The 23,817-nt window shown below is 68.8% G+C and carries 26 protein-coding genes and 1 riboswitch; of the genes, 13 read left to right on the top strand and 13 right to left on the bottom strand.

Annotated elements, in window-relative coordinates; translation table 11 throughout:
• Window positions 1–168: 168 nt before the first annotated feature.
• From AC1DHY_RS04750 to AC1DHY_RS04740, 3 genes are all read right to left on the bottom strand, one after another.
• Entirely contained in the window at window positions 169–543 is a 375-nt protein-coding gene (locus tag AC1DHY_RS04750; RefSeq protein WP_476878598.1) for a DMT family transporter, read from the bottom strand.
• Complete coding sequence (locus AC1DHY_RS04745) at window positions 543–866, bottom strand: DMT family transporter (protein ID WP_476878599.1); 324 nt, start codon at window positions 864–866, stop codon at window positions 543–545. Before AC1DHY_RS04745 ends, AC1DHY_RS04750 begins: the two co-directional genes overlap by 1 nt.
• A 9-nt stretch (window positions 867–875) precedes the next feature.
• A riboswitch (guanidine-III (ykkC-III) riboswitch) is annotated at window positions 876–941 on the bottom strand.
• 84 nt (window positions 942–1,025) lie between these two features.
• Window positions 1,026–1,640, bottom strand: coding sequence for a HutD/Ves family protein (locus tag AC1DHY_RS04740; protein WP_476878600.1), 615 nt, complete (start codon window positions 1,638–1,640; stop codon window positions 1,026–1,028).
• Between the two features lie 86 nt (window positions 1,641–1,726).
• Here AC1DHY_RS04740 and AC1DHY_RS04735 point away from each other — a divergent pair, with 86 nt between their 5' ends.
• The 4 genes from AC1DHY_RS04735 (at window position 1,727) to AC1DHY_RS04720 (ending at window position 4,047) form a co-directional block, all read left to right on the top strand.
• A complete protein-coding gene (locus tag AC1DHY_RS04735; protein ID WP_476903226.1) occupies window positions 1,727–2,326 on the top strand; it encodes a phosphoribosylanthranilate isomerase in 600 nt (199 codons plus the stop codon).
• Window positions 2,327–2,470: 144 nt separating this feature from the next.
• Window positions 2,471–3,022: a YceI family protein gene (locus tag AC1DHY_RS04730; protein ID WP_476878602.1), complete on the top strand. Its 552-nt coding sequence runs from the start codon at window positions 2,471–2,473 to the stop codon at window positions 3,020–3,022.
• A 75-nt stretch (window positions 3,023–3,097) separates the two neighbouring features.
• On the top strand, window positions 3,098–3,499 hold the full coding sequence (locus AC1DHY_RS04725) for a YccF domain-containing protein (RefSeq protein ID WP_476903225.1): 402 nt from the start codon (window positions 3,098–3,100) through the stop codon (window positions 3,497–3,499).
• A gap of 56 nt (window positions 3,500–3,555) precedes the next feature.
• Window positions 3,556–4,047, top strand: a complete 492-nt coding sequence (locus AC1DHY_RS04720) for an SRPBCC family protein (RefSeq protein WP_476880340.1) — start codon at window positions 3,556–3,558, stop codon at window positions 4,045–4,047.
• 8 nt (window positions 4,048–4,055) lie between these two features.
• Here the strand turns inward: AC1DHY_RS04720 and AC1DHY_RS04715 are convergent, their stop codons facing one another.
• The gene (locus AC1DHY_RS04715; protein WP_476880339.1) at window positions 4,056–4,925 is read right to left on the bottom strand and encodes a DUF4031 domain-containing protein; all 870 of its coding nucleotides are present in this window, start codon (window positions 4,923–4,925) and stop codon (window positions 4,056–4,058) included.
• A gap of 9 nt (window positions 4,926–4,934) precedes the next feature.
• On the bottom strand, window positions 4,935–6,269 hold the full coding sequence (locus tag AC1DHY_RS04710; protein WP_476880338.1) for an FAD-binding oxidoreductase: 1,335 nt from the start codon (window positions 6,267–6,269) through the stop codon (window positions 4,935–4,937).
• A 183-nt stretch (window positions 6,270–6,452) separates the two neighbouring features.
• Between AC1DHY_RS04710 and AC1DHY_RS04705 the strand changes: the two genes are divergently transcribed.
• From AC1DHY_RS04705 to AC1DHY_RS04685, 5 genes are all read left to right on the top strand, one after another.
• The gene (locus tag AC1DHY_RS04705; protein ID WP_476880337.1) at window positions 6,453–6,863 is read left to right on the top strand and encodes a TOBE domain-containing protein; all 411 of its coding nucleotides are present in this window, start codon (window positions 6,453–6,455) and stop codon (window positions 6,861–6,863) included.
• A complete protein-coding gene (modA, locus tag AC1DHY_RS04700; protein ID WP_476903224.1) occupies window positions 6,860–7,648 on the top strand; it encodes a molybdate ABC transporter substrate-binding protein in 789 nt (262 codons plus the stop codon). Before AC1DHY_RS04705 ends, modA begins: the two co-directional genes overlap by 4 nt.
• The gene (locus AC1DHY_RS04695; protein WP_476903223.1) at window positions 7,645–8,448 is read left to right on the top strand and encodes an ABC transporter permease; all 804 of its coding nucleotides are present in this window, start codon (window positions 7,645–7,647) and stop codon (window positions 8,446–8,448) included. Before modA ends, AC1DHY_RS04695 begins: the two co-directional genes overlap by 4 nt.
• Window positions 8,445–9,548 carry a sulfate/molybdate ABC transporter ATP-binding protein gene (locus AC1DHY_RS04690; RefSeq protein WP_476880074.1) on the top strand — a complete coding sequence of 368 codons (1,104 nt, stop codon included), beginning with the start codon at window positions 8,445–8,447 and terminating at the stop codon, window positions 9,546–9,548. Before AC1DHY_RS04695 ends, AC1DHY_RS04690 begins: the two co-directional genes overlap by 4 nt.
• Before the next feature lie 92 nt (window positions 9,549–9,640).
• On the top strand, window positions 9,641–10,723 hold the full coding sequence (locus tag AC1DHY_RS04685) for an SDR family oxidoreductase (RefSeq protein ID WP_476903222.1): 1,083 nt from the start codon (window positions 9,641–9,643) through the stop codon (window positions 10,721–10,723).
• Between the two features lie 39 nt (window positions 10,724–10,762).
• On the opposite strand, the gene AC1DHY_RS04680 is transcribed toward AC1DHY_RS04685, so the two are convergent.
• Window positions 10,763–11,272, bottom strand: a complete 510-nt coding sequence (locus AC1DHY_RS04680; protein ID WP_476880072.1) for a carboxymuconolactone decarboxylase family protein — start codon at window positions 11,270–11,272, stop codon at window positions 10,763–10,765.
• Window positions 11,273–11,999: 727 nt separating this feature from the next.
• On the opposite strand from AC1DHY_RS04680, the gene clpB reads away from it, so the two are divergent.
• Window positions 12,000–14,669 (top strand): ATP-dependent chaperone ClpB, encoded by a 2,670-nt coding sequence (gene clpB / locus AC1DHY_RS04675; protein ID WP_476903221.1) that lies wholly within the window; start codon window positions 12,000–12,002, stop codon window positions 14,667–14,669.
• Window positions 14,670–14,743: 74 nt separating this feature from the next.
• On the opposite strand, the gene AC1DHY_RS04670 is transcribed toward clpB, so the two are convergent.
• The gene (locus AC1DHY_RS04670) at window positions 14,744–16,081 is read right to left on the bottom strand and encodes an ABC transporter permease (RefSeq protein WP_476903220.1); all 1,338 of its coding nucleotides are present in this window, start codon (window positions 16,079–16,081) and stop codon (window positions 14,744–14,746) included.
• Window positions 16,082–16,086: 5 nt separating this feature from the next.
• Window positions 16,087–17,019: an ABC transporter ATP-binding protein gene (locus AC1DHY_RS04665; protein ID WP_476878582.1), complete on the bottom strand. Its 933-nt coding sequence runs from the start codon at window positions 17,017–17,019 to the stop codon at window positions 16,087–16,089.
• Window positions 17,020–17,164: 145 nt separating this feature from the next.
• Here AC1DHY_RS04665 and AC1DHY_RS04660 point away from each other — a divergent pair, with 145 nt between their 5' ends.
• Window positions 17,165–17,437, top strand: coding sequence for a hypothetical protein (locus AC1DHY_RS04660; RefSeq protein WP_476878581.1), 273 nt, complete (start codon window positions 17,165–17,167; stop codon window positions 17,435–17,437).
• Between the two features lie 36 nt (window positions 17,438–17,473).
• Here AC1DHY_RS04660 and AC1DHY_RS04655 read toward each other — a convergent pair whose 3' ends face one another.
• Together AC1DHY_RS04655 and AC1DHY_RS04650 are read right to left on the bottom strand one after the other, a co-directional pair.
• Complete coding sequence (locus AC1DHY_RS04655) at window positions 17,474–17,776, bottom strand: DUF4193 domain-containing protein (protein ID WP_476878580.1); 303 nt, start codon at window positions 17,774–17,776, stop codon at window positions 17,474–17,476.
• Between the two features lie 131 nt (window positions 17,777–17,907).
• Entirely contained in the window at window positions 17,908–18,939 is a 1,032-nt protein-coding gene (locus AC1DHY_RS04650) for a hypothetical protein (protein ID WP_476903219.1), read from the bottom strand.
• 337 nt (window positions 18,940–19,276) lie between these two features.
• Between AC1DHY_RS04650 and AC1DHY_RS04645 the strand changes: the two genes are divergently transcribed.
• Together AC1DHY_RS04645 and AC1DHY_RS04640 are read left to right on the top strand one after the other, a co-directional pair.
• Window positions 19,277–19,510, top strand: a complete 234-nt coding sequence (locus AC1DHY_RS04645; RefSeq protein WP_476878584.1) for a DUF3073 domain-containing protein — start codon at window positions 19,277–19,279, stop codon at window positions 19,508–19,510.
• A gap of 129 nt (window positions 19,511–19,639) precedes the next feature.
• Window positions 19,640–20,419: a VOC family protein gene (locus AC1DHY_RS04640; RefSeq protein WP_476903218.1), complete on the top strand. Its 780-nt coding sequence runs from the start codon at window positions 19,640–19,642 to the stop codon at window positions 20,417–20,419.
• 29 nt (window positions 20,420–20,448) lie between these two features.
• Here AC1DHY_RS04640 and purM read toward each other — a convergent pair whose 3' ends face one another.
• The 3 genes from purM to AC1DHY_RS04625 form a co-directional block, all read right to left on the bottom strand.
• Window positions 20,449–21,618: a phosphoribosylformylglycinamidine cyclo-ligase gene (purM, locus tag AC1DHY_RS04635; RefSeq protein ID WP_476903217.1), complete on the bottom strand. Its 1,170-nt coding sequence runs from the start codon at window positions 21,616–21,618 to the stop codon at window positions 20,449–20,451.
• On the bottom strand, window positions 21,615–23,288 hold the full coding sequence (purF, locus tag AC1DHY_RS04630) for an amidophosphoribosyltransferase (protein WP_476903216.1): 1,674 nt from the start codon (window positions 23,286–23,288) through the stop codon (window positions 21,615–21,617). Before purF ends, purM begins: the two co-directional genes overlap by 4 nt.
• A 77-nt stretch (window positions 23,289–23,365) precedes the next feature.
• Window positions 23,366–23,695, bottom strand: a complete 330-nt coding sequence (locus tag AC1DHY_RS04625; protein ID WP_476878575.1) for a hypothetical protein — start codon at window positions 23,693–23,695, stop codon at window positions 23,366–23,368.
• Window positions 23,696–23,817: the final 122 nt, after the last annotated feature.

Raw genomic sequence — 23,817 nt, 5'->3', positions numbered from 1 at the left:
AAGTGCCGTCCCAGCCAAGAACCTCACCCGGCGCGGGAGTATTCCGGACGTCCGCCGGAGGGATCTCCCCACCTTTGACTGTTGCGCGGGCAGTACGACGGCGCGCCGCCGGGACACGCCGTCGTACTGCCCCAACCGTGGGGAGATTCCGCGGGGGAGCGGCGGTTGCTAGGGCCCCGACGCCGGTTCAGCCGCCTCTTTCGTCCCGGGCAGCAGTTTCAGTCCGGCCGCGCAGGCCACAATTCCCGCGATGAAGAGCAGCTTCAGCGGGCTGGCGGGTTCGACGCCGGCGGCCATGGCCCAGCCCACGGTCAGGGCCGCGCCGATCCCCACCCAGACGGCGTAGGCGGTGCCCAGCGGGATGCGTTTCACGGCCATGCCCAAGCCCACCATGCTCAGGGCCGCGGCCACGGCGAAGATAAGGGTGGGCAGCAGCCGGGTGAAGCCGTCGGATTCGCCGAGCGCCGTGGCCCAGACCGCCTCGAGCACTGCGGAGGCCAGCAGGACCAGCCACGCCGGGGTTGCCGGGCGTGCCGCTGCCATTACGCCACCACCTTCAGGCCAACCACGCACGCCGCGATGCCGCCAAGCAGCAGGATCCGGCCGCGTGTTGCAGGTTCGGCTTTGGTGATCATCGCGTACACGGCGGTCAGGACGACGCCGGCGCCCACCCAGACGGCATAGGCGGTACCGGTCGGGATGGATTGCATGGCGACGGCCAGGCCGCCGGTGCTGGCAACGACCGAGATGAGGAACACCGCGGCCGGAGCAATCCGGCGGCGGCCGGTGGCCTGCGACAACCGGTGGAGGGCGGCGGCCCACACGGCTTCCAGGGCGCCCGAGAAAACAAGGATTAACCACGACATAACAGCTCCTGTGGCCAGTCTTGTCGCGTGCCGGGTACTGAACCGTCGTCCGGAGGCCGCCAGAAGGGGCCTTGCTGCCAGCCTAGCAACGCCTTACGGGAGGGGCGAGCCGGTGTTCGGCCGCCGCTTCTGGCGATGGGAGGGGAGGGGGTGGGCCCGCTAGTCCGTGGCCGGATCGATCGACACGACGGCGAGGAAGCCCCGGCCCAGGATCTCCGGGGGAGCGGTGTCCGAACCGACGACGGCGTCGTACCGTTCCAGCGTCACGGGCTCAGGAGCTGAGCCTGCGTCGGGACCAGCGTCCCGAGTCCCCGCGCTCACGGTGGCCTGGCCTTGCAGGAAGATGCCGAACTGGCCTTCGAAGACCGGATGGGCCCGCTTCTTGGAGAGCTCGATGATGGAGGTGTAGCCCTTGAAGGCACCGTGGCGGGTGATGACATTCAGGTCGCGAAGGTCGCCCGTGGGCAGTTCCCCGGCGGCCTCGGCGTCGCCGGAGAACCGGAACGGCCGGTATTTCTCCAGCGGATGCTCGGCGCCGTCCACGGTGAGCAGCAGCAGTTCGCCCTCGACCACCGTCAACACCCGTTCCATCCCGGAGTACTGCGAGAAGGCCCCGGCGCGGGTGACCTCCGCGATGCTGACGCGCCAGTCCCAGCCATCACCGGCCGCTGCGCCCCGGCCCGCTGCCTCCGGGTGCCTGGCGAGTTCGCGGGTCACCCCGCCGCCGTTGCGCCAAGGGACGGGTTTGAGCTCGGCGTAGCGGATGATCTGCATCGACCCAGCCTAGCCGCAGCCCGGCGCGGCGACCGCCCCGGGCTTGCTACCGTCAAGGTAGGACAAACGCTGAGGAGTGAGCCGGAATGTTCGTCAAAGTGTGCGGCCTGAGCACCATCGAGTCGGTACGGACTGCGGTGGGTGCCGGGGCCGACGCGATCGGTTTTGTGCTGACCCGCAGTCCCCGCGAGGTGGCCCCGGCTGTGGTCCGGGACCTGCTCGCCGAGGTGCCGGAGGGGGTGCCCGCCGTGGGCGTTTTCCGGCACGAGACCGTGGCGGAGGCCGTGGCCCTGGCCCGTGCGGCGGGGCTGGAGTGGGTGCAGCTCCACGGCCCCCGCACTCCGGCGGACGTACACGAGGTGCACGACGCCGGCCTGAAGATCATCCGCGCCGTCACCATGTCCGCGGCCCCGGAGTCCTTCGCGGACTGGGGTGAAGAGCTGTTGCTGATCGACGCCGCGGTGCCCGGCTCCGGCGAAGCCTGGGACTACGCGTCGGTCCGTGCCCTGGGGCTGGAAGGACGTCAGTGGCTGCTGGCCGGCGGCCTGGATCCGGAGAATGTGGCAGCGGCGGCCACCGCGGCCGGCGCCTGGGGTGTGGACGTCTCCTCCGGCGTCGAGCTATCCCGCGGGGTCAAGGACCCCGCGAAAATCCGGGCCTTTGTGCAGGCGGCCAAGGGGCACTAACCCGCGGCAGGACTCCACGCCCGCTGGTCGGCGGACCGCCGGCCGGACGCACCTACCGCCGTGCGGGCTTCCTCGTTAGCATGCTTGGTAGGGCCTCCGAACCCCGGCGGCCCCGCTCGTCACCTACGTGAAGGAGAACCGGTTATGACCCTGCCCGAAGGATTGACCCCCGGCGTCTGGACGCTCGACATGTCGCACAGCGAGATCGGATTCAGCGTTCGGCATGCCGGAATCAGCAAGGTCCGGGGCCGCTTCAACGAAGCCAGTGCAGAGGCACGCGTCCGGGAGTCCCTGGCCGACGCCAGCCTGCACGCCACCGTCAAGACGGCGAGCTTCGATTCCGGCGACGCCAACCGGGACGGCCATGTGCGCGGCCCGGACTTCTTCGACGTCGAGAACTTCCCCGAGATGACCTTCCGCGCAACGTCCGCCAGGGGCGACGGCGGTGACTACGTGCTCACCGGCGACCTCACCATCCGCGGCGTCACCAAACCCGTGGACCTGGAAGTGGAGTTCACCGGCGTCGTGGTGGACCCGTTCGGTGCAACCCGCGCCGGATTCAGCGCCGAAACCGATATCAGCCGCAAAGAATTCGGCCTGACCTGGAACGCCGCCCTCGAGGCGGGCGGCCTGCTGGTCAGCGACAAGGTCAAGATCAACGTCGAAGCGGCGCTGGTCAAACAGGCCGACGCCTAAGCAACGGTCCGGATCAGGGGTTGATCAGGGCGAACCCCTGGTCCGGAACCGGCGCCCGCGGGGGAGAATGAAGCCATGAAGACACTGCTCAACATCATCTGGCTGGTTTTCGGCGGCCTCTGGCTGGCCGTCGGGTACTTTATTGCGGGCGTCGTCTGCTGCCTGCTGATCGTCACCATCCCGTGGGGGCTCGCCTCCTTCCGCATCGCGTCCTACACCCTGTGGCCTTTCGGCCGGATGGTGGTGGACCGGCCGGGCGGAAACGGCTTGTTCACGCTGTTCGGCAACGTCATTTGGCTGTTGGTGGCCGGCATCTGGATCGCCATCGGCCACGTCGTGACGGCCTTCGCGATGGCCGTCACCATCATCGGCATCCCGTTGGCGATCGCCAACCTCAAGCTCATCCCGGTCTCCCTGATGCCGCTGGGCAAGCAGATTGTGCCAACAAACAGGCCCTTCGTGAGCACCTACCGCTAGGGACTACCGGGCCGGAGAACAAGCCGGAGAACAATCAGGAAGCCGAGGGAACCGCCATGACGGAGTCAACAATCCCGGAGGCCGTGACCAGCGATAGTGAACTGATGCTGGTCATCACCCGCGAGTTCCAGTTGCCGGTAGCTACGGTCTGGGCCGCCCTGACCGATCCGGACCAGGCCCCCGCCTGGTGGGGTCCGCGCGGCTTCCACACGCCCCGGGAAAGCATCGACGCCGACCTTGAAATCGGTGGCCTCTACCGGGCCTGCATGATCCAGGACGCCACCGGGCAGGAGTACTGGTGGAGCGGCATCCACACGGACATCGAACCGCCCACCCTGTTTGTCTTCACCCACGCCTGGGACAAATCCGACGGCACCCGGGGCTTCGAGACGGAGGTGGCGTTCAGGCTGGAGGAGATCGACGGCGGCACCCGCATGACCTTCACCCAGGGCCCCTTCGACACAGCCGAAAACCGCGACAACAACGGCACCGGCTGGCGGGAGTCCTTCGACCGCCTCGCCGAGCACCTCCGCCGGACGGCCGGATAGGCAAGGGGTCAGGCCAGTTCGCCCTGCAGGTTCCGCCGGGCGGTGTCCTCCCACAGCTCGCGGCCGCGGTCGGTGTGGAAAAGCGGGTCCGACTCCAGCAGGTGGCGTACGACGGCGGCGCGCCCGGCAGCAAAGTCGGCGTCGCCGATGTGCGCGAAGTCTTCGCGGACGGCCGCCAGGTACCGTGCGTAGGCGGCGGAGTCCCCGCCGAGGACGGAAAGGTCCGCGTCGCTGAGCAGGGCGGCGGGGCCGTCGTCGGGGTCCGGCCGGTGGTCCGCCGTCATCCGCACCAGCCGTGCCACCTCGTCCACCTCGTCCGCCGGGAGGCCGGCACGTTCCAGCCGCTCCTCAGCGAGCCGGGCCGACTCCTCCTCGTCCTCACCGGCGATGCCGCGGTACACGGCGTCGTGGAACCAGGCCGCGAGCAGCACGGTCCGGGGCGGCTGCGCCGGTGCGCTCAGCCGGTCCAGGGCCTCCAGGACGGCCAGCAGGTGCGTGCGGCCGTGGTACTTCCGGTGCTCCTCGCCCCAGCGGTCCAGGAGGTCCAGGAACAACGCGTCCTTGCCCGGAAGGACCTCGTTCCAGCGGGTCAGGAGCGGAAGTTTCAGCGAACCGCTGCGCCTGCGCGCCGGGATCCGGAGCCCGCTCGCGATCAGTTTCCGGACCAGGACGCGGCCCTCCACGGGGATGGCGCCCGCCGCGACCAGGGCATCGTAGCGGGCTTCGGCGACGTCGTAGTGGTCGCCGTCGAACGCCCGCTCCGGGATCTCCGCGGCCCGCGCGAAGGCGTGCAGCTCCGCGAGGGAGGTGTCCGAGACAAGGTGTGAGAAATAGGTTCCATGGGCGGGCCAGAGCGGCGGATCGAGGTAGACGGCCATGCAGGCAGTCTACGAGGACGCCGGCAGGATGTTCTGGTTTCCGCGGAAGACGTTGCCGGGATCGAAGTCCCGCTTCACCCGCGCCAGCCGGTCATAATTTTCCTCACCGAAGGCCGCCCTGACCCGGTCCCGGCCCTCGTCGCCCACAAAGTTCAGCCAGACGCCGCCGTTTGCGTAGGGCGCGATGTCCTCGCGGAACCTCTTCACCCATGCTTTGGCCTCCTGGCCGCCCGCGGGGGTTTCCTCGATGCCGAACGGGTGCGTGACCCACTTGGCGCCTCGGTTCTGCAGCGGCGTCTTGGCGGCCGCCGGCCCCGCGACTGCGCCGCCCCAGCGGGCCACCAGCTGCTGGGAGTGGGGTCCGGGAAGGTGCCGGGCGGAGTCCACGATCACGTCCAGCGCGTCGTCCGGAAGCTCGTCGTGGTAGTCGGCGCTCCAGTAGTTGTAGAGGTTGGGCGGGTCATCGATCATCGACTGGAAGTTGGCGTAGTTCATGTCGCCCACCAGGTCCACGGCCGGTCCCAGTTCGCGGAACGGAGCCGCGTGCTCGGCACCGTCCGCCGGATCGCCGGCGTACAGGTAGGCGAGTCCCGCGGCCTGTTTGCCCACCATGTCCGCGGGGACAAAGGGCTCCGGCGGAGCCGTGAGGAACACCAGCGCGCTGCCGACGGCGTCCGGAGCGGCCAGCGAGAGGTTCCGGTACGCTCGTGCGAGGTCCGCGGAGGCCGCCCCCGGCCAGAGCATAAGACCGGCCTGCACTGTGGGCCCCAGTGGGTGCAGCCGGAAGGTGAAGCCGGTGGCGACGCCGAAGTTCCCGCCGCCGCCGTGCAGTGCCCAGAACAGCTCAGGATTCTGATCCGCGCTGGCCGTCACGCGGTCGCCGGCCGCCGTCACGAGATCCACCGAGAGCAGGTTGTCGCAGGCGAAACCGAACGAGCGCTCCAGCCACCCCGAACCGCCGCCGAGCGTAAACCCGGCCACCCCGGTCGTGGAGGCGCGGCCGCCGGTGCTGGCCAGGCCGTGTTCCTGGGTGGCGCGGTCGAATTCGCCCCAGTTCACCCCGGCCCCGACTGTGACCGTGCGGTTCTCCCGGTCCACGCTGATGGATTTCATCGGGCGGACGTCCACCACCAGCCCGTCATCGTTGGTGGACATCCCGGCCACGGAGTGGCCGCCGGCGCGGACCGCGACGTCGAGGTTGTTGTCCCGGGCGTAGGACAGCGCGTCGGCCACGTCGGCAGGGTCCGCGCACTGGGCGATGACGGCCGGGCGCCGGTCGATCATCGCGTTGAAGAGTTTTCGAGTTTCGTCATAGTCCGGGCTCTCTGGCCTGACCCATTTCATGGCAGTGCTCCCTAGCCGACCGCGGCTCCCCCCACCCCCGAATCGTACGGCGGATGGCCGGGGCAGGGCTACAGCCGGCCGTTTGCCGCCGCGGCAGCAGGTTCTGCCCCGGCTGTCGTCGACTTCCGATGATGCGGGCACTATTGGGGCAATTTGTCCGCAAATGCGGGTTAGAGTGAACCCATGCCTACTTTTCGCGTTTCCGAAGCGGCCCGGTTCCTGGGCGTCAGCGACGATACCGTCCGGCGCTGGACCGAAAGCGGAAGCCTGACGCCGCTGAAGGATGAGGCGGGCCGGCTCGCCGTCGACGGTTTGGAGCTCGCCACTCTCGCGCGGGAACAGTCCAAACTGCCCGAGGACCCGGCCCGGACCGGGAGTTCGGCCCGGAACCGCTTCGTCGGGCTGGTCACGGCCATCACCACGGACACGGTGATGGCGCAGGTGGAACTGCAGTGCGGGCCGTTCCGGGTGGTCTCGCTGATGAGCAGCGAGGCGGTCCGCGACCTTGGCCTGGAACTCGGATCCGTGGCCACCGCCGTCGTCAAAGCCACCACGGTGATCATCGAAAGCCCGCACGGGAAGGCCCTGGCATGAGACTGCACCTGAAAGTGGCTTCGCTCGTGCTGGCCGGAATCCTGGCCGCCGGTGCCGCGGCCTGCGCCGCCCCGGCCGGCGGAAGTGGTGCGGTCGGCGGGGGACAGGCGGCCAACACCCTCACGGTCTTCGCGGCGGCCTCGCTCAAAGCACCGTTCACCGCGCTGGCCAAGGACTTCGAGGCCAGCCACCCCGGGACCAAAGTGGCCCTGAGCTTCGCCGGATCCGCTGACCTCGCCACCCAGCTGGACCAGGGTGCGCCCGCCGATGTATTCGCCTCGGCGGATGTGAAAAACATGAACAAGGTCGCCGGCGCAGGCCTGGTGGACGGTACCCCCGCGAACTTCGCGAGCAACGTCCTGGAGATTGCCGTGCCGCCGTCAAACCCCGCGAAAATCGGATCCTTCGCCGACCTCGCCCGGCCCGGGGTCAAGGTGGTGATGTGCGCCGCGCAGGTCCCCTGTGGGGCCGCCGCAAAGTCGATCGAGGGTAAGTCCGGGGTGCGGCTGACGCCGGTGAGCGAGGAATCGTCCGTGACCGACGTGCTGGGCAAGGTCACCTCCGGCGAGGCCGACGCCGGGCTCGTCTATGTCACCGACGTCCGGGCCGCAGGGACCAAGGTCACCGGCATCCCGTTCCCCGAGTCGGCCTCCGCAGTCAACCGGTATCCGATCGCCGGCGTGAAAACCAGTAAAGGCAAGGACCTCGCGGCCGCGTTCATTGCGCTGGTCACCGGGACGCAGGGCCGGCAGGTGCTGGCCGACGCGGGGTTCGGCAAACCGTGACACGGCACGGCTACAGCGGCATCCCGCGCTGGGTGCTGGCCGTCGCCGCCGTCGGGGCGCTGTTTGTCCTGCTGCCGCTAGCCGCGATGGTGGCCAGGGTGGACTGGCCCAACTTCGTCCCGCTGCTCACCTCGGACGCCTCGCTGACCGCCCTGGGGCTCAGCCTCCGCACCGCCGCGGCGAGCACCGTGCTCTGTGTGCTGCTCGGCATTCCGCTGGCCCTGGTGCTGGCCCGCGAGGACTTCCGGGGCCAGCGGCTGCTCCGCTCCTTTGTGCTGCTGCCCTTGGTGCTGCCCCCGGTTGTGGGCGGCATCGCCCTGCTGTACACCTTTGGCCGGCAGGGCCTGCTGGGCCGGAGCCTTGAGGTGGCGGGCATCCAGATCGCGTTTTCGACGACGGCGGTGGTGCTGGCGCAGACCTTCGTGGCCCTGCCGTTCCTGGTGGTCAGCCTCGAGGGTGCCCTGCGCTCCGCCGGAAGCCGGTACGAGGCGGTCGCGGCCACCCTCGGCGCCGGACCCACCACGGTGCTGCGGCGCGTCACCCTTCCGCTGGTGCTTCCCGGGCTGGCCTCCGGCGCGGTCCTCTCTTTCGCCCGCAGCCTCGGCGAATTCGGCGCGACCCTGACCTTCGCCGGCAGCCTGCAGGGCGTCACCCGGACGCTCCCGCTGGAGATCTACCTCCAGCGCGAGACCGACGCCGACGCCGCCGTCGCCCTGTCGCTGCTTCTCGTCGCGGTGGCGGTCATCGTCGTCGGGCTCAGTTACCGGCGGCCGTCGCCTGACGGTTGGGGGCGGGCATGACCTTTACACTCGACGCCGCCGTGGCGGCACGCGGATTCGACGTCTCCCTGAGCCTGGGGCCGGCCGAGACGGTGGCGGTGCTGGGACCGAACGGTGCGGGGAAATCCACCCTGCTCTCGGTCGTCGCCGGCCTGCTCCGCCCCGACGCCGGCCGGGCCAAGCTCGACGGGCGTGTGCTCTTTGACCTCGGCGGAGGCCCGCATGCCTGGACCGCTCCGCACGCCGGAACCGCTCCGCGCGCCTGGACCGCTCCGCGCGCCTGGACCGCTCCGCATCGGCGCGGCACGGCGCTGCTGGCCCAGGAACCCTTGCTGTTTCCACATCTGAGCGCGCTCGACAACGTGGCGTTCGGTCCCCGCAGCGCCGGTGCCGGCCGCGCCCGGGCCCGCGAAACCGCCCGGCACTGGCTGGCGGAGGTCGAGGCCTCGGAGCTAGCCGGACGGCGGCCGGGGGAGCTGTCCGGCGGCCAGGCCCAGCGCGTGGCGGTGGCCCGGGCACTGGCTGCCGACCCCGACCTGCTCCTGCTGGACGAGCCGATGGCCGCCTTGGATGTTCACGCTGCCCCGCTGCTGCGGCGTCTGCTGAAGCGGGTGCTGGCCGGGCGCCGCGCCATCATCGTCACCCATGATGTCCTGGACGCCTACATGCTGGCCGACCGCGTGATCGTGCTGGAAGAAGGACGGATCACCGAGGACGGCCCCACCCGTGACGTCCTCCAGCGGCCACGCAGCCGCTTTGCCGCCGGGCTGGCCGGGCTGAACCTCGTGGCAGGGACGCTCACCCCGGGCGGAATCCTGACCGCCGGGGGACAGGAACTCGCCGGCCGGCACGAGGACCCGCCCGTCCTGGGCCAAAGCGGAGTGGCCGCCTTCCCGCCGTCGGCCGTCTCTGTCTTCCTCAGCGAGGCGCACGGCAGCCCGCGCAACAGCTTCCGGGTGACGGTGACCGACCTGGAGCAGCACGGCGACCAGATCCGGGTCCGGGCCGGGGAGCTGTCCGCGGATGTCACGCCGGCCGCGTCCGCGGACCTTGGCCTGGCCCCCGGGGTGTCCGTGTACTTCGTGGTCAAGGCCGCCGCGGTGTCGATCTACCCGGCGTAGGGGGTGGGACGCCTCGGGCGGGGGCCGGGGACGACGTCGGGCCGCACGGCCTAGGGTGGAGAGAGGCCCCTCCCGCGAACAGAAGGAATTCAGTGCACAACAGCTCAGCCCCGGCCCACGGACGCACCGCACTGGTGGTGGGAGCCAGCGGCATCGCCGGCTCCGCCCTCGTCACCCTCCTCGCCGAGACGGGATGGGACGTCCTGGCGCTGACCCGCGGCGGGGTATCGCGGCCGGGTGTCCGGTCCGTCAGCGCGGACCTCACCTCGCCGGCGAGCCTCGCGGCGGCGCTCGCCGGCGAAAAACCGACGCACGTGTTCTTTACGGCATGGTCGCGGCAGAGCACGGAACGGGAAAACATTGAGGTCAACGCCGCGCTGCTGGGGAACCTGCTCAATGCCCTGCGCGACAGCCCCGTGGAACACGTGGCCCTGATGACCGGGCTGAAGCACTACCTTGGCCCTTTTGAGGCGTACGCGGCGGGCGAGATGCCGGACACCCCCTTCCACGAGGACGAGCCCCGCCTGCCTGTTCCCAACTTCTACTACGCCCAGGAGGACGAATTGTGGGCGGCGGCGGGACGGCAGGGCTTCAGCTGGTCGGTTCACCGCGCCCATACGGTGATCGGACACGCGGTGGGGAACGCCATGAACATGGGGCTCACGCTGGCGGTGCAGGCGTCCATCTGCAAGGAACTGCACCAGCCGTTCATTTTCCCGGGTTCAGAGACGCAGTGGAACAGCCTCACCGACATGACGGACAGCGGGCTCCTGGCGGAACACATGCTCTGGGCGGCGACGGCGGACAGCGCGGGGGACCAGGCCTACAACATCGTCAACGGCGACGTCTTCCGCTGGCGCTGGATGTGGCCGCGTCTGGCCGCCTACTTCGGCGTCGAGGCCGTCGGGTTTGAGGGCGAACCCAGGCCATTGGAAGTGCAGATGCAGGGCATGGAATCCGTCTGGGCGGACATGGCTGCACGGCACGGACTCGCCGAAACGGACCTCGCGCGCGTCTCCTCGTGGTGGCACACCGACGGCGATTTGGGCCGCAACATCGAGGTCCTGGCCGACATGAGCAAGAGCCGCCTGGCAGGCTTCACCGGGTACCGCCGGACCCTGGATTCCTTCACGGGGTTGTTTGACCGGCTGAGGGCCGACCGGCTCATCCCCTGACACCTAGCCCTTGCCGGCAGCCGGGCGTGCTGCCCGGGCCTAGTCCTTTGACCCGGGGTTGCCCTGCGCCTTGTTCCGGACCGGGTGCTGGCTGACGATCGAGACGCGGTTGAAGGCGTTCATTGTGATAGCGAGCCAGCTGACTGCTGAAAACTCGGCGTCGCTGAGGTGCCTGCGCGCCGCGCGTCCTTCGTGCTCGCGTGCCACGGCGTCGGAGATGTTGGTGATCGCCTCGGCCAGTGTGAGGGCCGCGCGTTCCTTGTCGGTGAAGAGTGTGGTGTCGCGCCATGCCGGCAGCACAGCCAGCCGCTGTGCCGACTCGCCGTTCTTCACGGCGTCGCCCACGTGCAGGTCCAGGCAGAAGGCGCAGCCGTTGATCTGCGAGATGCGGACATTCAGCAGTTCGATCAGGGTCTGGTCCAGGCCGGCCTCGGTCGCGGACTCCTTGGCTTTGAGCCCGAGGCCGTTCAGTGCGCGCCACGCCGCGGGGTGCTCTTTGTCCAGGAAAACGCTGCGCGGGCCGTGCTCGGGGGCCGAGTTCTCAGTCATGAGTCCACAGTACAGAGGTCCGACGACGCCCCCGGCAGCGCGTCGTGTGACAAACTTGTCAAATCTGTGACAGACTTTACCCGTAGCTATTATTCGATCCGGCGGTCGGTTCCTTGGGGGAGCCGACCGCCGGATCGCTTCTTTTATGCCGGACATGCCCATTTTCCTGGGCCCCAGACGGACAGGCCCATCTTCACCGCCCCGGGATGGACAGGCTCATTCTTAGCGGGCAGCCTCGTCGCACACGCTCATCGTTCAGGGCCCTTGACGGACATGCCCGGTCCAGGGTTCGGCCAGTGGACATATCTGGAATATGTCCACTGCTCCGGGCGAAGAATGGGCATGTCCATCGGGGAACCCAGTAGGTACTCGTCATGTCCATCGGCTGGCGCCAAGGATGGGCATGTCCATCCGGTGGGATCAGCGACGGGCATGTCCGGACGCGATTTGGGCGGCCGCAGGGCATGCACTTCACTCGGTCCCGCGAGTGGACATGTCCATAGGGGCGTCCGAAGGATGGGCATGTCCGTCAGGGTTCATCCCGGGACATGTGCAATTTGCGACGCACGCCCGGCCCCACCCCGGCCCCACCCCCCGCACCCCCTCCACCCCCCGCCCCTAGACAGCAGTTTCGCCGTGGGCAAACATGGTGCAAAAGAGGTCAAATCCAAAGTTGAGCGAGATACACTCAACTTTGACGCTAGTCTCATCCCGGAAGGAGCCCTCTTTGGACGCCAAATTCACCACCAAGAGCCAGGAGGCTCTCGCCGCGGCCGCCATGAACGCCTCGACCGCTGGCAACCCGCAGCTCGAACCCGCGCATCTGCTCAAAGCGCTCATGGACCAGCGCGAGGGCGTGGCCGTCGCGCTTCTGCGGGCCACCGGCACCGACCCCGACGCCGTCAGCGTCCAGGCGAGCACCGCCATCAAGGCCCTCCCTTCCAGCTCCGGGGGCAGCGTGCAGCAGGCCCAGCTCTCCCGCAGCGGACTGCAGGCAATCAAGAACGCCCAGAACGAGGCGGAGCGCCTCGGCGACAGCTTCGTCTCCACCGAGCACCTGCTCCTGGGCCTGGCTTCGGGCAACGACGACGTCGGACGCCTCCTGCGCGAGGCCGGCGCCTCCCACGAGGCGCTCGTCGCGGCGCTGCCGGGCGTGCGCGGAGACCGCAAGGTGGACAGCGCCGATCCCGAAAACACCTTCCAGGCGCTGGAGAAATTCGGCACCGACCTGACCGCGATCGCCCGCTCCGGGAAACTGGATCCGGTGATCGGGCGCGACGCCGAGATCCGCCGCATCATCCAGGTCCTCAGCCGCCGCACCAAGAACAACCCCGTGATCATCGGAGAGCCCGGCGTCGGGAAGACCGCCGTCGTCGAGGGACTGGCCCAGCGGATCGTCGCCGGCGATGTCCCGGAGAGCCTGCGCGGCAAAACCCTGATCGCGCTGGATCTGGCCTCGATGGTGGCCGGCGCCAAGTACCGCGGTGAATTCGAGGAGCGGCTCAAGGCCGTCCTGGAGGAAATCAAGAGCTCCGAGGGCCAGATCGTCACCTTCATTGACGAGATCCACACCGTGGTGGGGGCGGGCGCCTCCGGTGACAGCTCCATGGACGCCGGCAACATGCTCAAGCCCATGCTGGCCCGCGGCGAGCTCCGGCTGATCGGCGCCACCACCTTGGACGAATACCGCGAAAACATCGAAAAGGACCCAGCCCTGGAACGCCGCTTCCAGCAGGTCTTCGTCGGCGAGCCCAGCGTGGACGACACTATCGGCATCCTGCGCGGCCTCAAGGAGCGCTACGAGGCGCACCACAAGGTCGCCATTGCGGACTCCGCGCTCGTTGCGGCCGCGGCCCTGTCCAACCGGTACATCACCGGGCGGCAGCTGCCGGACAAGGCGATCGACCTCGTCGACGAAGCCGCGTCCCGGCTGCGGATGGAGATCGATTCCGCGCCGGAGGAGATCGACCAGCTCCGGCGCCAGGTGGACCGGCTGACCATGGAGGAGCTCGCCCTGGCCGGCGAGACCGACGCCGCAGCCGTGGAGCGTCTGGCCGCGCTGCGGGCCGACATGGCCGACAAGAAGGAAGAGCTGGCCGGGCTCAACGCCCGCTGGGAAGCGGAAAAGGCTGGCCTGAACCACGTCGGTGACCTCAAAGCCAAGCTGGACGAGCTGCGCTCCGCGGCGGACAAGGCCCAGCGCGAGGGCGACCTGGAAACGGCGTCGCGCGTGCTCTACGGCGAGATCCCGGCCCTGGAACGCGAACTCAACGCGGCCGCCGAGGCCGAATCGGCGCGGGTCGCCGGCGGCGGCGCGAAGCAGGACCTGATGGTGGCCGATGAGGTCACCGCGGATGACATCGCCGAGGTGATCTCCGCCTGGACCGGCATTCCCGCCGGCCGCATGCTGCAGGGCGAGAGCCAGAAACTGCTCGAGATGGAGCATGTCCTCGGCGAGCGGCTCATCGGCCAGGCCAAGGCCGTCACCGCGGTGTCCGACGCCGTGCGCCGCGCCCGGGCCGGAATCAGCGACCCCAACCGGCCCACCGGGTCCTTCCTGTTCCTGGGCCCCACCGGCGTCGGCAAAACCGAGCTCGCCAAGTCCCTGGCGGACTTCCTGTTCGACGACGAGCGGGCGATGGTCCGGATCGACATGTCCGAATACTCGGAGAAGCACTCCGTGGCGCGGCTCGTGGGTGCGCCCCCGGGCTACGTCGGCTACGAGGAAGGCGGCCAGCTGACCGAGGCCGTCCGCCGTCGTCCGTATTCCGTGCTCCTGCTGGACGAGGTGGAGAAGGCCCACCCGGAGGTCTTTGACATCCTCCTGCAGGTGCTCGACGACGGCCGCCTCACCGACGGCCAGGGCCGCACCGTGGACTTCCGCAACGTGATCCTGGTCCTGACCTCCAACCTGGGCAGCCAGTTCCTCGTGGACCCGCACCTGGACTCCGCGGCCAAGCGCGACGCGGTGATGGCCACCGTGCACGCCTCGTTCAAGCCGGAGTTCCTCAACAGGCTCGACGAGGTGGTGCTCTTCGATCCGCTCAGTGTGGAGGAACTGGCCGAGATCGTGGAGCTGCAGGTCAAGGAACTGGCCGACCGGCTCAAGGGCCGCAGGCTCACCTTGGAGGTAACCGAGGGCGCCCGCGCCTGGCTGGCCGTGACGGGCTTCGACCCCGCTTACGGTGCCCGTCCGCTGCGGCGCCTGGTGCAGCGGGAGATCGGCGACCGGCTGGCCAAGGCTATTCTCGCGGGCGAGATCGCCGACGGCGACACGGTCCTGGTGGACACCGCGCCTGACCTTCTGGAGCTGACCATGGGCGGCCCGGACGCCTCGGCCCGGCCCAACGGCGGGGCCGCCACCGGCAGTGGACTCTCCGTCCGCCGCAAGGACTAACACCAACGACGCCGAAGGGCTGCCCGCCGGATTGTGCCGGCGGGCAGCCCTTCGTTGCATCCGGCCGGAGCCGGCTACTTGGCGGGTGCGGTGCTGCTGCGCTTCCGGAACGTCCCGGCGATGGAGAGTTTGCCGGAGTAGTGGATGGAGCCGAACCGGAACAGGTGCGCGGCCAGCCGGAGGACCAGGAACCCGGTGATGAACAGCTCCGCGATGATCACCGCGGATTCGACCGGGCTGAGGGTGCCGAACGCGTTGCGCAGCAGGGCCGTGATCGGTGAGGAGAGCGGGAAGTACGTGAAGATCTGCACGATCGGCGCATGGGGGTCGGAGATGATCAGGCTGATCGCGTAGAACGGCACAAAGATCAGCCCCATCAACGGCCCGAAAATCGTGCCGGCTTCTTTGGTGGTGGGCATAACGGCGCCGATCGCAACGAGGACGCCGGTGAAGACCGTGAAGCCGCCCAACAGCAGGAGGGCGCCCACGATCATGGTTCCGGGCTCGAAACTGATGGTGGACAGGTCAAAGTCGGGAATGGCGAGTTTGTCCCGGAAGAAGACGAACCCGACGACGATCGGGGTGAGGAAGACCAGGATCTGGACGAGGCCGACCATAAACAGGGCGGCGACCTTCCCGAGGATCAGGGTGGTGGGGTTCAGGGTGGTCAGGATCATCTCCGTGACCCGGTTTTCCTTCTCTTCCAGGGTGCTGCTGAGCATCTGGTTCGAAAGCAGGATGATCGACACGTAGAAGATGACCAGGAACAGCAGCGGCGGCACCGCGGAGCCGAAACCGCCCGTGAGCTGGCCGTCCTTGTAGGTCTTCGTCTCGGTCTTGACGTCCCCGCTGGCCGCGGCGGTGAGCTGCGGCGAGCCGACTTTGGCCTGCGCCGAAGCGGTCAGGAGCTGCTTGGCAACGGCGTCGTACTTGTTGTTCTCGAAGATCCCCCTGTCCGAGCCGAAGGCCTTCACGGCCTGCTTGGCCGGCTCGGCGGGATACACGAAGTAGGCGTCGCTTAGGCCCTTTTTCACGTCCTGCAGCGCCTGGCCGGGATCCGAAGTTTTCTTCCCGCCCATGGCCTTGGCGATCTCCGGGACGATCAGTCCGGAGTCGTCGGTGTAGGTGAAGGACATGGAAGCGGTCTTCTGGGCATCGGCGCTGGCCGAGGACGAGGAGTTGCTCAGGTAGACCAGGGCGAACACGATCGCGATCACCACCGGGATGGCCAGGGTGGCAATCCAGAAGCCGCGCTTCTTCAGGGTGCGGGTGAATTCGAACTCCACCACCGTGCCGAGGTTGTGCCGGGCGAAGGGGCGCTTCGGAACGGCCACCGGGGTGTCCTGGGCGGCGGATGGGCCGGAGGCTTCCGGGGCCGGGGTGTGCTGGGGTGCCGGGCTGTGCTGCGTCATCGGATTCAGACCCCTGCCAGTTCGTGGTGTTCGCCGTAGACCTTGATGAAGACTTCCTCGAGGGAGGTGCGCGCGGTGGTGAAGGATCGTACGGCGACGCCGACGTCGATCAGGTGGCGCAGGACGGTCGCCTCGTCGCCGCCGGGTCGGGGCGAGAGCTCGGCGCTGCCGCCGTCGTCGGTGACGATGTCATACAGCGGGGAGGAGGGCAGTGCGCCGGAGTAGGACAGCCGGTACAGGGTCCCGCCGAACTGTTCCTGGACCTCGGCGACCGTGCCGTAGGCGCGGGCGGTGCCGTCCTTGAGCAGGATGACCCGGTCGCAGAGGCGCTCCACCTCTTCCATCTGGTGGGTGACCATGATGACGGTGGCGCCGGCGAGTTTTTGTTCCTCGATGATGTCCATCAGCAGGCGCCGGTTGACCGGGTCGAAGCCCTTGGTGGGTTCGTCCAGGATCAGCAGCTCGGGATCGTTCATGATGGTCACGCCCAGCTGCACCTTCTGCTGCTGGCCGCCGGAAAGTTTGTCCAACCGGGTGGCCGCCTTGTCGCCCAGGTCCACGCGCTCCAGGTAGTCCCGGGACCAGGCCTTGGCGTGGGCCTTGGTGAGGCCCTTGAGCCGGCCGAAGTAGACCATTACGTCCAGGACGGCTTCCTTCTTGTAGAGGCCGCGCTCCTCGGGCAGGTAGCCCAGGCGGGCGCCGTCGCGCGGGGCGAAGACCTTGCCGCCGATGTGCAGGGTCCCGGCGGTGGGCTGGTAGATGCCCAGCAGGGCCCGGAGCGTGGTGGTTTTGCCGGAGCCGTTGCTGCCGAGGAACCCGAACGTTTCCCCGGCGCGGACATCGAAGGACAGATCCTTGATGACGGTCTTGTCCCCGAAGTCCATCCGGAAGTCTTGTATGTGCACAAGCGGCTCCGAGGCCGCGTCCCCCAACGTCATGGCACCAGCCTAACCGCAGGTCCGCGTTCCCGGGCTTAGGGGATAGACGCGTGCTGCGCGGGGTGTCGGACGCGCGCCCGCGCGACCGCCGACCAAAACCGGTGCCCGACCAATGCCGGTGCGGCCGTCCGGCCCGTGCCCTAGGGTGGAAGCACTGGCCATATCGCCGATGCTGGGGGAACTGATGGGGAAGACGCCAACCGAACGTTACGGTACGCGACTGTCGGCATGGCTGGGCATGTTTATTGCGACCACGGTCGGCGGCCCGGCGTGGTTTCGGCTCGCGGAGCGGGGCTTCAGCTGGCCGGACGCGCTGCTGCTGGCCGCCGGCGCCGGACTACTGATTTTTTGGGCCGTCAGGCTGGTCCTGCTGGAACGCCTGCTACGGACCGCCGGTAAAAACGCGGGCAGCCCCTAAATCTGTCAGGCCGGGACGGGGCAGCCCCGATCAGCCTTAGGCCTCGCAGTCGACGCAGTAGGCGTGGCCGTTCTTCTCCCGGGCGATCTGTGAGCGGTGCCGGACCAGGAAACAGGAGTAGCAGGTGAACTCGTCCTCGGCCTGCGGAACAACGTGGATGATGAGCTCTTCGTTGGAGAGATCGGCACCCGGGAGTTCGACGCCGTCGACCGTGTCCGTTTCCTCAAGTTCGAGGACCACGCTCCGCGCGTCGGGGGAGTTGGCTTCCTTCAGGGCCTCGAGGGAGGCGTTGCGGGATTCCGCGACGTCGGGTTTCACTTCGTCGTAGTCAGCTGCCACGGTAACTTCTCTCTCTGGACGATGGTTCGGACTGGACCCTACCGGACATTGGGGCGCCGGGCATTGTCAGCTGGGGCGGGCGCGCCGGTGTGCCTGCACTTCCGCAGCCACAGGTTCCGGCGTAGCGGCCCCTACAGGCGCGGGATCAGGGATTCCTTGATGAGGTTCCCGCCGTCGGCGACGAAATAGCAGTCCACCCGCCGGTCGCCTGTGCCCCAGCTGGAGGAGCTGGGATACGCGAGCTTGTAGCTGAACTGGTAGTCGCTGGACTTGTCGGTCAGCGGCGCGGCCTTGCAGGTGTCGAGGGCCTTCTTCTTCAGCGATTCGCGGCCGGGATAGGAGTCGCCGTCCGCGTAACGCTCCACGGCCACCAGCTGCGCGGAGTGCCCGGTGGTGCAGGGCACCACGGTGGAGGTCGGGGCGCTCGCGTCGAAGTCCTTGAAGCAGTCACCCAGCCGGAAGTCCATCGGGTTGACGCCTTCCAGCGGCAGCGGGCCGCGGGTTGCGGTGGATGACGCCCCGGCGGAGGCGGAGGCCGGCGCGGCGGCGTCGGACTGTTGGGTGGTGCCGCCCAGCGACGTCAGCCACCAGATCAGCAGGCCCAGGACCACGACGGCGGCCAGCGCGGCCACGACCTTCGCCGGACCCAGCCGCTGGGCTCCCGCCAGGGCGGTGCGTCCCAGTTGCTGCGTTCCGGCGCCCACCCTGCCGCCCAGCTCCCGGGCACGGGGCCCGAGGTCACCGGTCTTGAGCTGGGCAGCACGGGCCGCGAAGAGTTTGCCGAGCTGCGAGGCGCCCGAAGGGCTCTTGCGGTTCGACGGTTTGACGGTCGGCCTACCAGCGGGCGCGTCCGACGGCGGCCGCCCGCTGTCGGGGCGGGTCCGGGTTTGCGCCGGTGCCGGCGTCGAATCGGCAGTCCGGGTTTGCGTTGCCGCCCGGCGGGATGCCGGTGCTGCCTCGCCGGCAACCGGGGCATCCGTACTCGGGACTACCGGCACGGCCGACGTCGGCGGAGCCGTGGGGCGCGGCGGGATATAGAAGGAAGGCGCGCGCGGCGGGGCGGGCTGGGCGGGCCCTTCGCCGGCCGCGTCCGGGTGCCGGGCGTCAGGCATTCCGGCATCGCCGAGCCTGGCGTTCTGGTCGCCTTCAGGCTTGTCGGTCACTCGGGAATGCACCTCTTCCGTGCGTCTGGGCCGGGGTGAAGGTCCGGCGTCGGGCGCCGTTTCCGTGAGCCCATCATGAGACTCTATCGAAGAAGCGGGCCGGACCGCATGCGGACGGTACGGTGCCCCGCGCGCCGGGCGGGTGAGAGCCCGGGGCGAAACCGGCGGCAGGGCGGTCCGGATGCGACCCTTGACACTGTCCACAGACGCCCTACTGGCAAGCAGTGATTGCCGAAAGCATGTAATCTAGGTGTACGACAAATTGACCAAACATTCCGGGGCCTCACTAACGCCAATGGTGACCACCTCCGGTCCGAGTACAAAAGGGGGTCACGCCATGGGGCGCGGCCGTCAAAAGGCAAAAGCTACCAAGCAGGCTCGGGATATTAAGTACTATTCCCCGAACACTGACTACACCGCACTTCAGCGTGAGCTCAAGAGCTCCGAAGGTCGTGCGCCGAGTCGTTTTTCGAGTGAGCCGGCGGAGCCGGATTATTCGGCCTACGTGGACAAGTACGCGGACGATGTGGAAGAGGACGACGACGAGGTTGACTCGCGTCGGATAGGTTAGTCGACGCTTCTTCCGGCAGGGTGCCCAGTGCACGGATTGCCAACCACACGATTTCAGGCCCGCCGGCCACATCCTCTTTGGGGTGTGCCCGGCGGGTTTTCTGCATCCAACCTAGTGTGAAGGACGCCCATGGCCATTCGAACGGGGTTTGCCGAAGGGGAGGTCTGCTGGACGGACCTCCAGACAGCGGACGTGGCTGCGGCCAAGGAGTTCTACGCGGCCGTCCTCGGCTGGCGGTACGAGGACCTGCCCACCCCTGACGGCCGCAGCTACGCGCAGGCGTTCCTGGGCCAGGACCTGGTGGCGGTGATCGCGCCGCAGAACCCCCTGCAGCAGGAGGCCGGTGCGCCGGGCCAGTGGAACGTCTACTTCGCCGTTGACGACGCCGCGGACCTGGCCGCCGAAGTGCCGCATGCCGGCGGGGCGCTGGAGTTCGGCCCGGAGAGCATCGGGGACACCGGCGTGATGGTCTTCTTCGCGCCTCCCGGCGGGGGGACCACCGGCGCCTGGCAGGCAGGCAGCCACTTCGGGACCGCACGCAGTGAGGAGTCCGGCGCCCTGGCCTGGGTGGAGCTGCTGACCCCCGAGCCGCAGGCCGCCGTCGGCTTCTTCCAGCAGCTGTTCCGCCACGAGGTCACCGAATACCCGCAGGACGACGGCGGCACGTACACAACCCTGATGGTGGACGGCGCCGAGGTGGCCGGCATTGCCACGGTTCCCACGGCGGAACGGAACCTCGAACCGGGCTGGCAGGTGTACTTCGGTGTCGCCGACGTCGCCGCCGCCGTGGCGGCCGCGCGGTCCGCCGGCGCTGACGTCCTGGTCGAACCGGACGGCAGCGACGACGGCGGCAGCATCGCCACCCTCCGGGACCCGCAGGGCGGCGTGTTCAGCCTGCTCGAGGCCTGAACCAGCCCTCGATCGGGTGTAGCAGGCGCTTACGCGTAGGCGTTGACCATCCGGACGGCACCGCCGTCGACGCCCTTGGCGCCCTGCACGTAATCCGGGCCGGTCTTCACAACCGAATCCGAGTTCTCGCCGACGGTTCCCATGACCCAGGAGGGCAGGCCGCGGGCATTGAGGTGGTTCACGGCGGCGTCGGCGGCCTCCGGTGAGACGATCGCGACCATGCCCACGCCCACGTTGAGGGTGCGCTCGAGGTCGGCCAGCGGGACGTTGCCCAGCTCGGAGACCAGCTTGAAGATGGGGGGAAGCTCCCACGTGCCGCGGTCCACGGTGGCCAGCAGGCCCTGCGGCAGGACGCGGGCCAGGTTGGCGGCCAGGCCGCCGCCGGTGACGTGGCTGAAGCCGTGGACGGCACGGCCGGCGGCGGAGCCGTCCACCGGGAAGGCGCGCGCCAGGTCCAGGCAGTCAGCGGCGTAGACGCGGGTGGGTTCCAGGAGTTCCTCGCCCAGGGTGCGCTCGAACTCGGAGACGTGGCGGTCCAGCGCCCAGCCGGCGTGGTTGACCACGCGGCGGACCAGCGAGTAGCCGTTGGAGTGCAGGCCGGAGGAGGCCATACCAATCACCACATCGCCGGCGCGGACCCGCTCCGGGCCGAGCAGGGCGTCGGCCTCGACCACACCGGTGGCGGCACCGGCGACGTCGTACTCGTGTTCGCCCAGCAGGCCGGGGTGTTCGGCGGTCTCGCCGCCCACCAGGGCGGTGCCGGCCACCGAGCAGGCGGCCGCGATGCCGCGGACAATGTCGGCGATCCGCTCCGGGACCACCTTGCCGCAGGCGATGTAGTCGGTCATGTACAGCGGCTCGGCGCCCACCACCACGATGTCGTCCACCACCATGCCCACCAGGTCAAACCCGATGGTGTCGTGGATGTCCATGGCCTGGGCGATGGCGACCTTGGTGCCCACGCCGTCGGTGGAGGTGGCCAGCAGCGGCCGCTTGTAGGTCAGCAGCTTCGAGACGTCGTAGAGGCCGGCGAACCCGCCGACGCCGCCGATCACGGAGGAGTTGTGGGTTGCCTTGACGGCGTCCTTCATCAGTTCGACGGCGCGGTCGCCTGCTTCGACGTCGACGCCGGCGGAGGCGTACGTGATGCCGGTGTTCGGGGCGTTGTTCGTGTCAGCGGCCGGGGAGGCGGAAGTCATACTGGCTCTTTCTTGTCGGCATCAAGCTTGTCGGCGGGTACGCGGTCGGCGTCGGTGAGCAGTTGTTCGAATTCGGCGTCGGGTCCCGGATCGCAGCCGGTGGCACCGGCCTTCTCGGCAGGGTCCTCGTCGGCGGGGATGGCGGCGTCCGCAGCGGCAGCCGAGGCGCCGGGCGCCGCGGAACGGGCAGCGGGCAGGCCGCCGAGGTCGGTGCGTTCCAGCAGGTTCTTGCCGAGCTTGTCCGCGCCGGGGAGCTCGATCGGGTACTGGCCGGTGAAGCACGCGGTGCACAGGCGTTCGCGCGGCTGCCGGGTGGCGCCGATCATGCCGTCCTCGGAGATGTAGGCCAGCGAGTCGGCGCCGATGGCCTGGGAGATCTCGTCGATGGTGGCGCCGTTGGCGATCAGCTCGGCGCGGGAGGCGAAGTCGATGCCGTAGAAGCAGGGCCACTTCACCGGCGGGGAGGAGATCTTCACGTGCACGGCGGCGGCCCCGGCTTCGCGGAGCATCCGGACAATGGCGCGCTGGGTGTTGCCGCGGACGATCGAGTCGTCCACCACCACCACACGCTTGCCGCGGATCACGGACTCCAGGGCGTTGAGCTTGAGCCGGATGCCGAGCTGGCGCAGGGTCTGGGAGGGCTGGATGAACGTCCGGCCCACGTAGGCGTTCTTGACGAAGCCGTGCGCGAAGGGGATGCCGGATTCCTCGGCGTAGCCCACGGCGGCCGGGGTGCCGGACTCGGGCACGGGAATGACGATGTCCGCTTCCTGGGTGTTCTCCCGGGCCAGCTGGCGGCCCATTTCCACGCGGGATTCGTAGACGGAACGGCCGGCGATCGCGGCGTCCGGCCGGGCGAGGTAGACGTATTCGAACACGCAGCCGGCCGGCGTCGGCTCGGCGAAGCGCTGCGAGCGGACGCCGTGCTCGTCAATGGCGATGAATTCGCCGGGCTCAATCTCACGGATGAAGCTCGCGCCCACCGTGGCGAGGGCGGACTGTTCGGAGGCGACCACCCAGCCGCGTTCCAGCCGGCCCAGAACCAGCGGGCGGATGCCGTAGGTGTCGCGGGCGGCGTACAGGGTGCCCTCGTCCATAAAGACGAAGCAGAAGCCGCCCTTGATGACGGGCAGCAGTTCCAGGGCGGTCTGTTCGAGGGACTTGCCCTCCTCGCCCTCCAGGAGAGCGGTGACCAGGGCCGTGTCAGAGGTGTTGCCCTGCTTCATTTCACCGCTGAGCTGGCCGCCGTTGCGCTCCTCGATCATGCCCTTGAGCTCGGCGGTGTTGGTGAGGTTGCCGTTGTGCGCCAGGGCGACGGTGCCCGTGGCGGTCGCGCCGAGGGTGGGCTGGGCGTTGGCCCAGTGGCTCGCGCCTGTAGTGGAGTAGCGACAGTGGCCGACGGCCAGGTGCCCGGTCAGGGTGTTCAGCGTGGTCTCGTCGAAGACCTGGGACACGAGGCCCATGTCTTTGTAGACGTTGATCCGCTTGCCGTCGCTGGTGGCAATACCAGCCGACTCCTGACCGCGGTGCTGCAGCGCGTACAGCCCGTAGTAGGTGAGTTTTGCTACTTCTTCGCCGGGAGCCCAGACCCCGAAGACGCCACATGCGTCCTGCGGGCCTTTTTCGCCAGAGAGAAGATCATGAGAAAGTTTTCCATCGCCGCGTGCCACTGGTCGATTATCTCACGTTGTGCGCTAGGACTTTTCCGGCCGCCCGATTGTGACCTTCCGGCCGGTTGCCTGTTGGGTCAGGCGGGGTTCCCGTCGTCGGTGTCCGGCTCGGAATCCGGGACGGATTCAACGACGGCGTGCTCGGCGCGGCGGACGCTCAGGCGGTCCAGCACCAGCGCGACGACGGCGCCCACGATCGCGCCGCCCGCGATGCAGAATGTCAGGAAGAAGCCGAAGACGGAGTTGGCGTCGTAGCCCTCGTCGCTGCTGGGCACGCCGTATGCGATGACGGCGGCCACAACCACGCCCAGCAGTCCGCCCAGGATCAGGAACGGCACGTACTTCGGAGCGCGGCGGACGGTGACGGAGCGGCGTTCGGGCGCAACGGGGGTGTCTTCAGGAGCCATGCCGTTAAGCCTACTGCCCCGCGGAGCACGGACTTCCGCCGCCGTCGTCGGCCCCGAAAACCCCTAGCGGGAATGCACGGCGCGGAGCACACTATGTGGTGGGGGAGGGTGCGGTCCGGACT

Source organism: Arthrobacter sp. 05L44, assembly GCF_056397605.1.
The sequence above is the reverse complement of the archived record's forward strand: the minus strand, read 5'-3'. Positions and strand labels throughout refer to the sequence as shown.

Excerpts from the sequence above, each read along its gene's own strand:
- AC1DHY_RS04665 (WP_476878582.1), bottom strand. The coding sequence starts at position 17,019 with ATGACGTTGGGGGACGCGGCCTCGGAGCCGCTTGTGCACATACAAGAC.
- AC1DHY_RS04680 (WP_476880072.1), bottom strand. The coding sequence starts at position 11,272 with ATGACTGAGAACTCGGCCCCCGAGCACGGCCCGCGCAGCGTTTTCCTG.
- AC1DHY_RS04730 (WP_476878602.1), top strand. The coding sequence starts at position 2,471 with ATGACCCTGCCCGAAGGATTGACCCCCGGCGTCTGGACGCTCGACATG.
- AC1DHY_RS04725 (WP_476903225.1), top strand. The coding sequence starts at position 3,098 with ATGAAGACACTGCTCAACATCATCTGGCTGGTTTTCGGCGGCCTCTGG.
- AC1DHY_RS04745 (WP_476878599.1), bottom strand. The coding sequence starts at position 866 with ATGTCGTGGTTAATCCTTGTTTTCTCGGGCGCCCTGGAAGCCGTGTGG.
- purM (WP_476903217.1), bottom strand. The coding sequence starts at position 21,618 with ATGACTTCCGCCTCCCCGGCCGCTGACACGAACAACGCCCCGAACACC.
- AC1DHY_RS04750 (WP_476878598.1), bottom strand. The coding sequence starts at position 543 with ATGGCAGCGGCACGCCCGGCAACCCCGGCGTGGCTGGTCCTGCTGGCC.
- AC1DHY_RS04690 (WP_476880074.1), top strand. The coding sequence starts at position 8,445 with ATGACCTTTACACTCGACGCCGCCGTGGCGGCACGCGGATTCGACGTC.
- AC1DHY_RS04670 (WP_476903220.1), bottom strand. The coding sequence starts at position 16,081 with ATGACGCAGCACAGCCCGGCACCCCAGCACACCCCGGCCCCGGAAGCC.
- AC1DHY_RS04715 (WP_476880339.1), bottom strand. The coding sequence starts at position 4,925 with ATGGCCGTCTACCTCGATCCGCCGCTCTGGCCCGCCCATGGAACCTAT.
- AC1DHY_RS04735 (WP_476903226.1), top strand. The coding sequence starts at position 1,727 with ATGTTCGTCAAAGTGTGCGGCCTGAGCACCATCGAGTCGGTACGGACT.
- AC1DHY_RS04640 (WP_476903218.1), top strand. The coding sequence starts at position 19,640 with ATGGCCATTCGAACGGGGTTTGCCGAAGGGGAGGTCTGCTGGACGGAC.
- AC1DHY_RS04710 (WP_476880338.1), bottom strand. The coding sequence starts at position 6,269 with ATGAAATGGGTCAGGCCAGAGAGCCCGGACTATGACGAAACTCGAAAA.
- AC1DHY_RS04705 (WP_476880337.1), top strand. The coding sequence starts at position 6,453 with ATGCCTACTTTTCGCGTTTCCGAAGCGGCCCGGTTCCTGGGCGTCAGC.
- AC1DHY_RS04720 (WP_476880340.1), top strand. The coding sequence starts at position 3,556 with ATGACGGAGTCAACAATCCCGGAGGCCGTGACCAGCGATAGTGAACTG.
- AC1DHY_RS04625 (WP_476878575.1), bottom strand. The coding sequence starts at position 23,695 with ATGGCTCCTGAAGACACCCCCGTTGCGCCCGAACGCCGCTCCGTCACC.
- AC1DHY_RS04740 (WP_476878600.1), bottom strand. The coding sequence starts at position 1,640 with ATGCAGATCATCCGCTACGCCGAGCTCAAACCCGTCCCTTGGCGCAAC.
- AC1DHY_RS04645 (WP_476878584.1), top strand. The coding sequence starts at position 19,277 with ATGGGGCGCGGCCGTCAAAAGGCAAAAGCTACCAAGCAGGCTCGGGAT.
- modA (WP_476903224.1), top strand. The coding sequence starts at position 6,860 with ATGAGACTGCACCTGAAAGTGGCTTCGCTCGTGCTGGCCGGAATCCTG.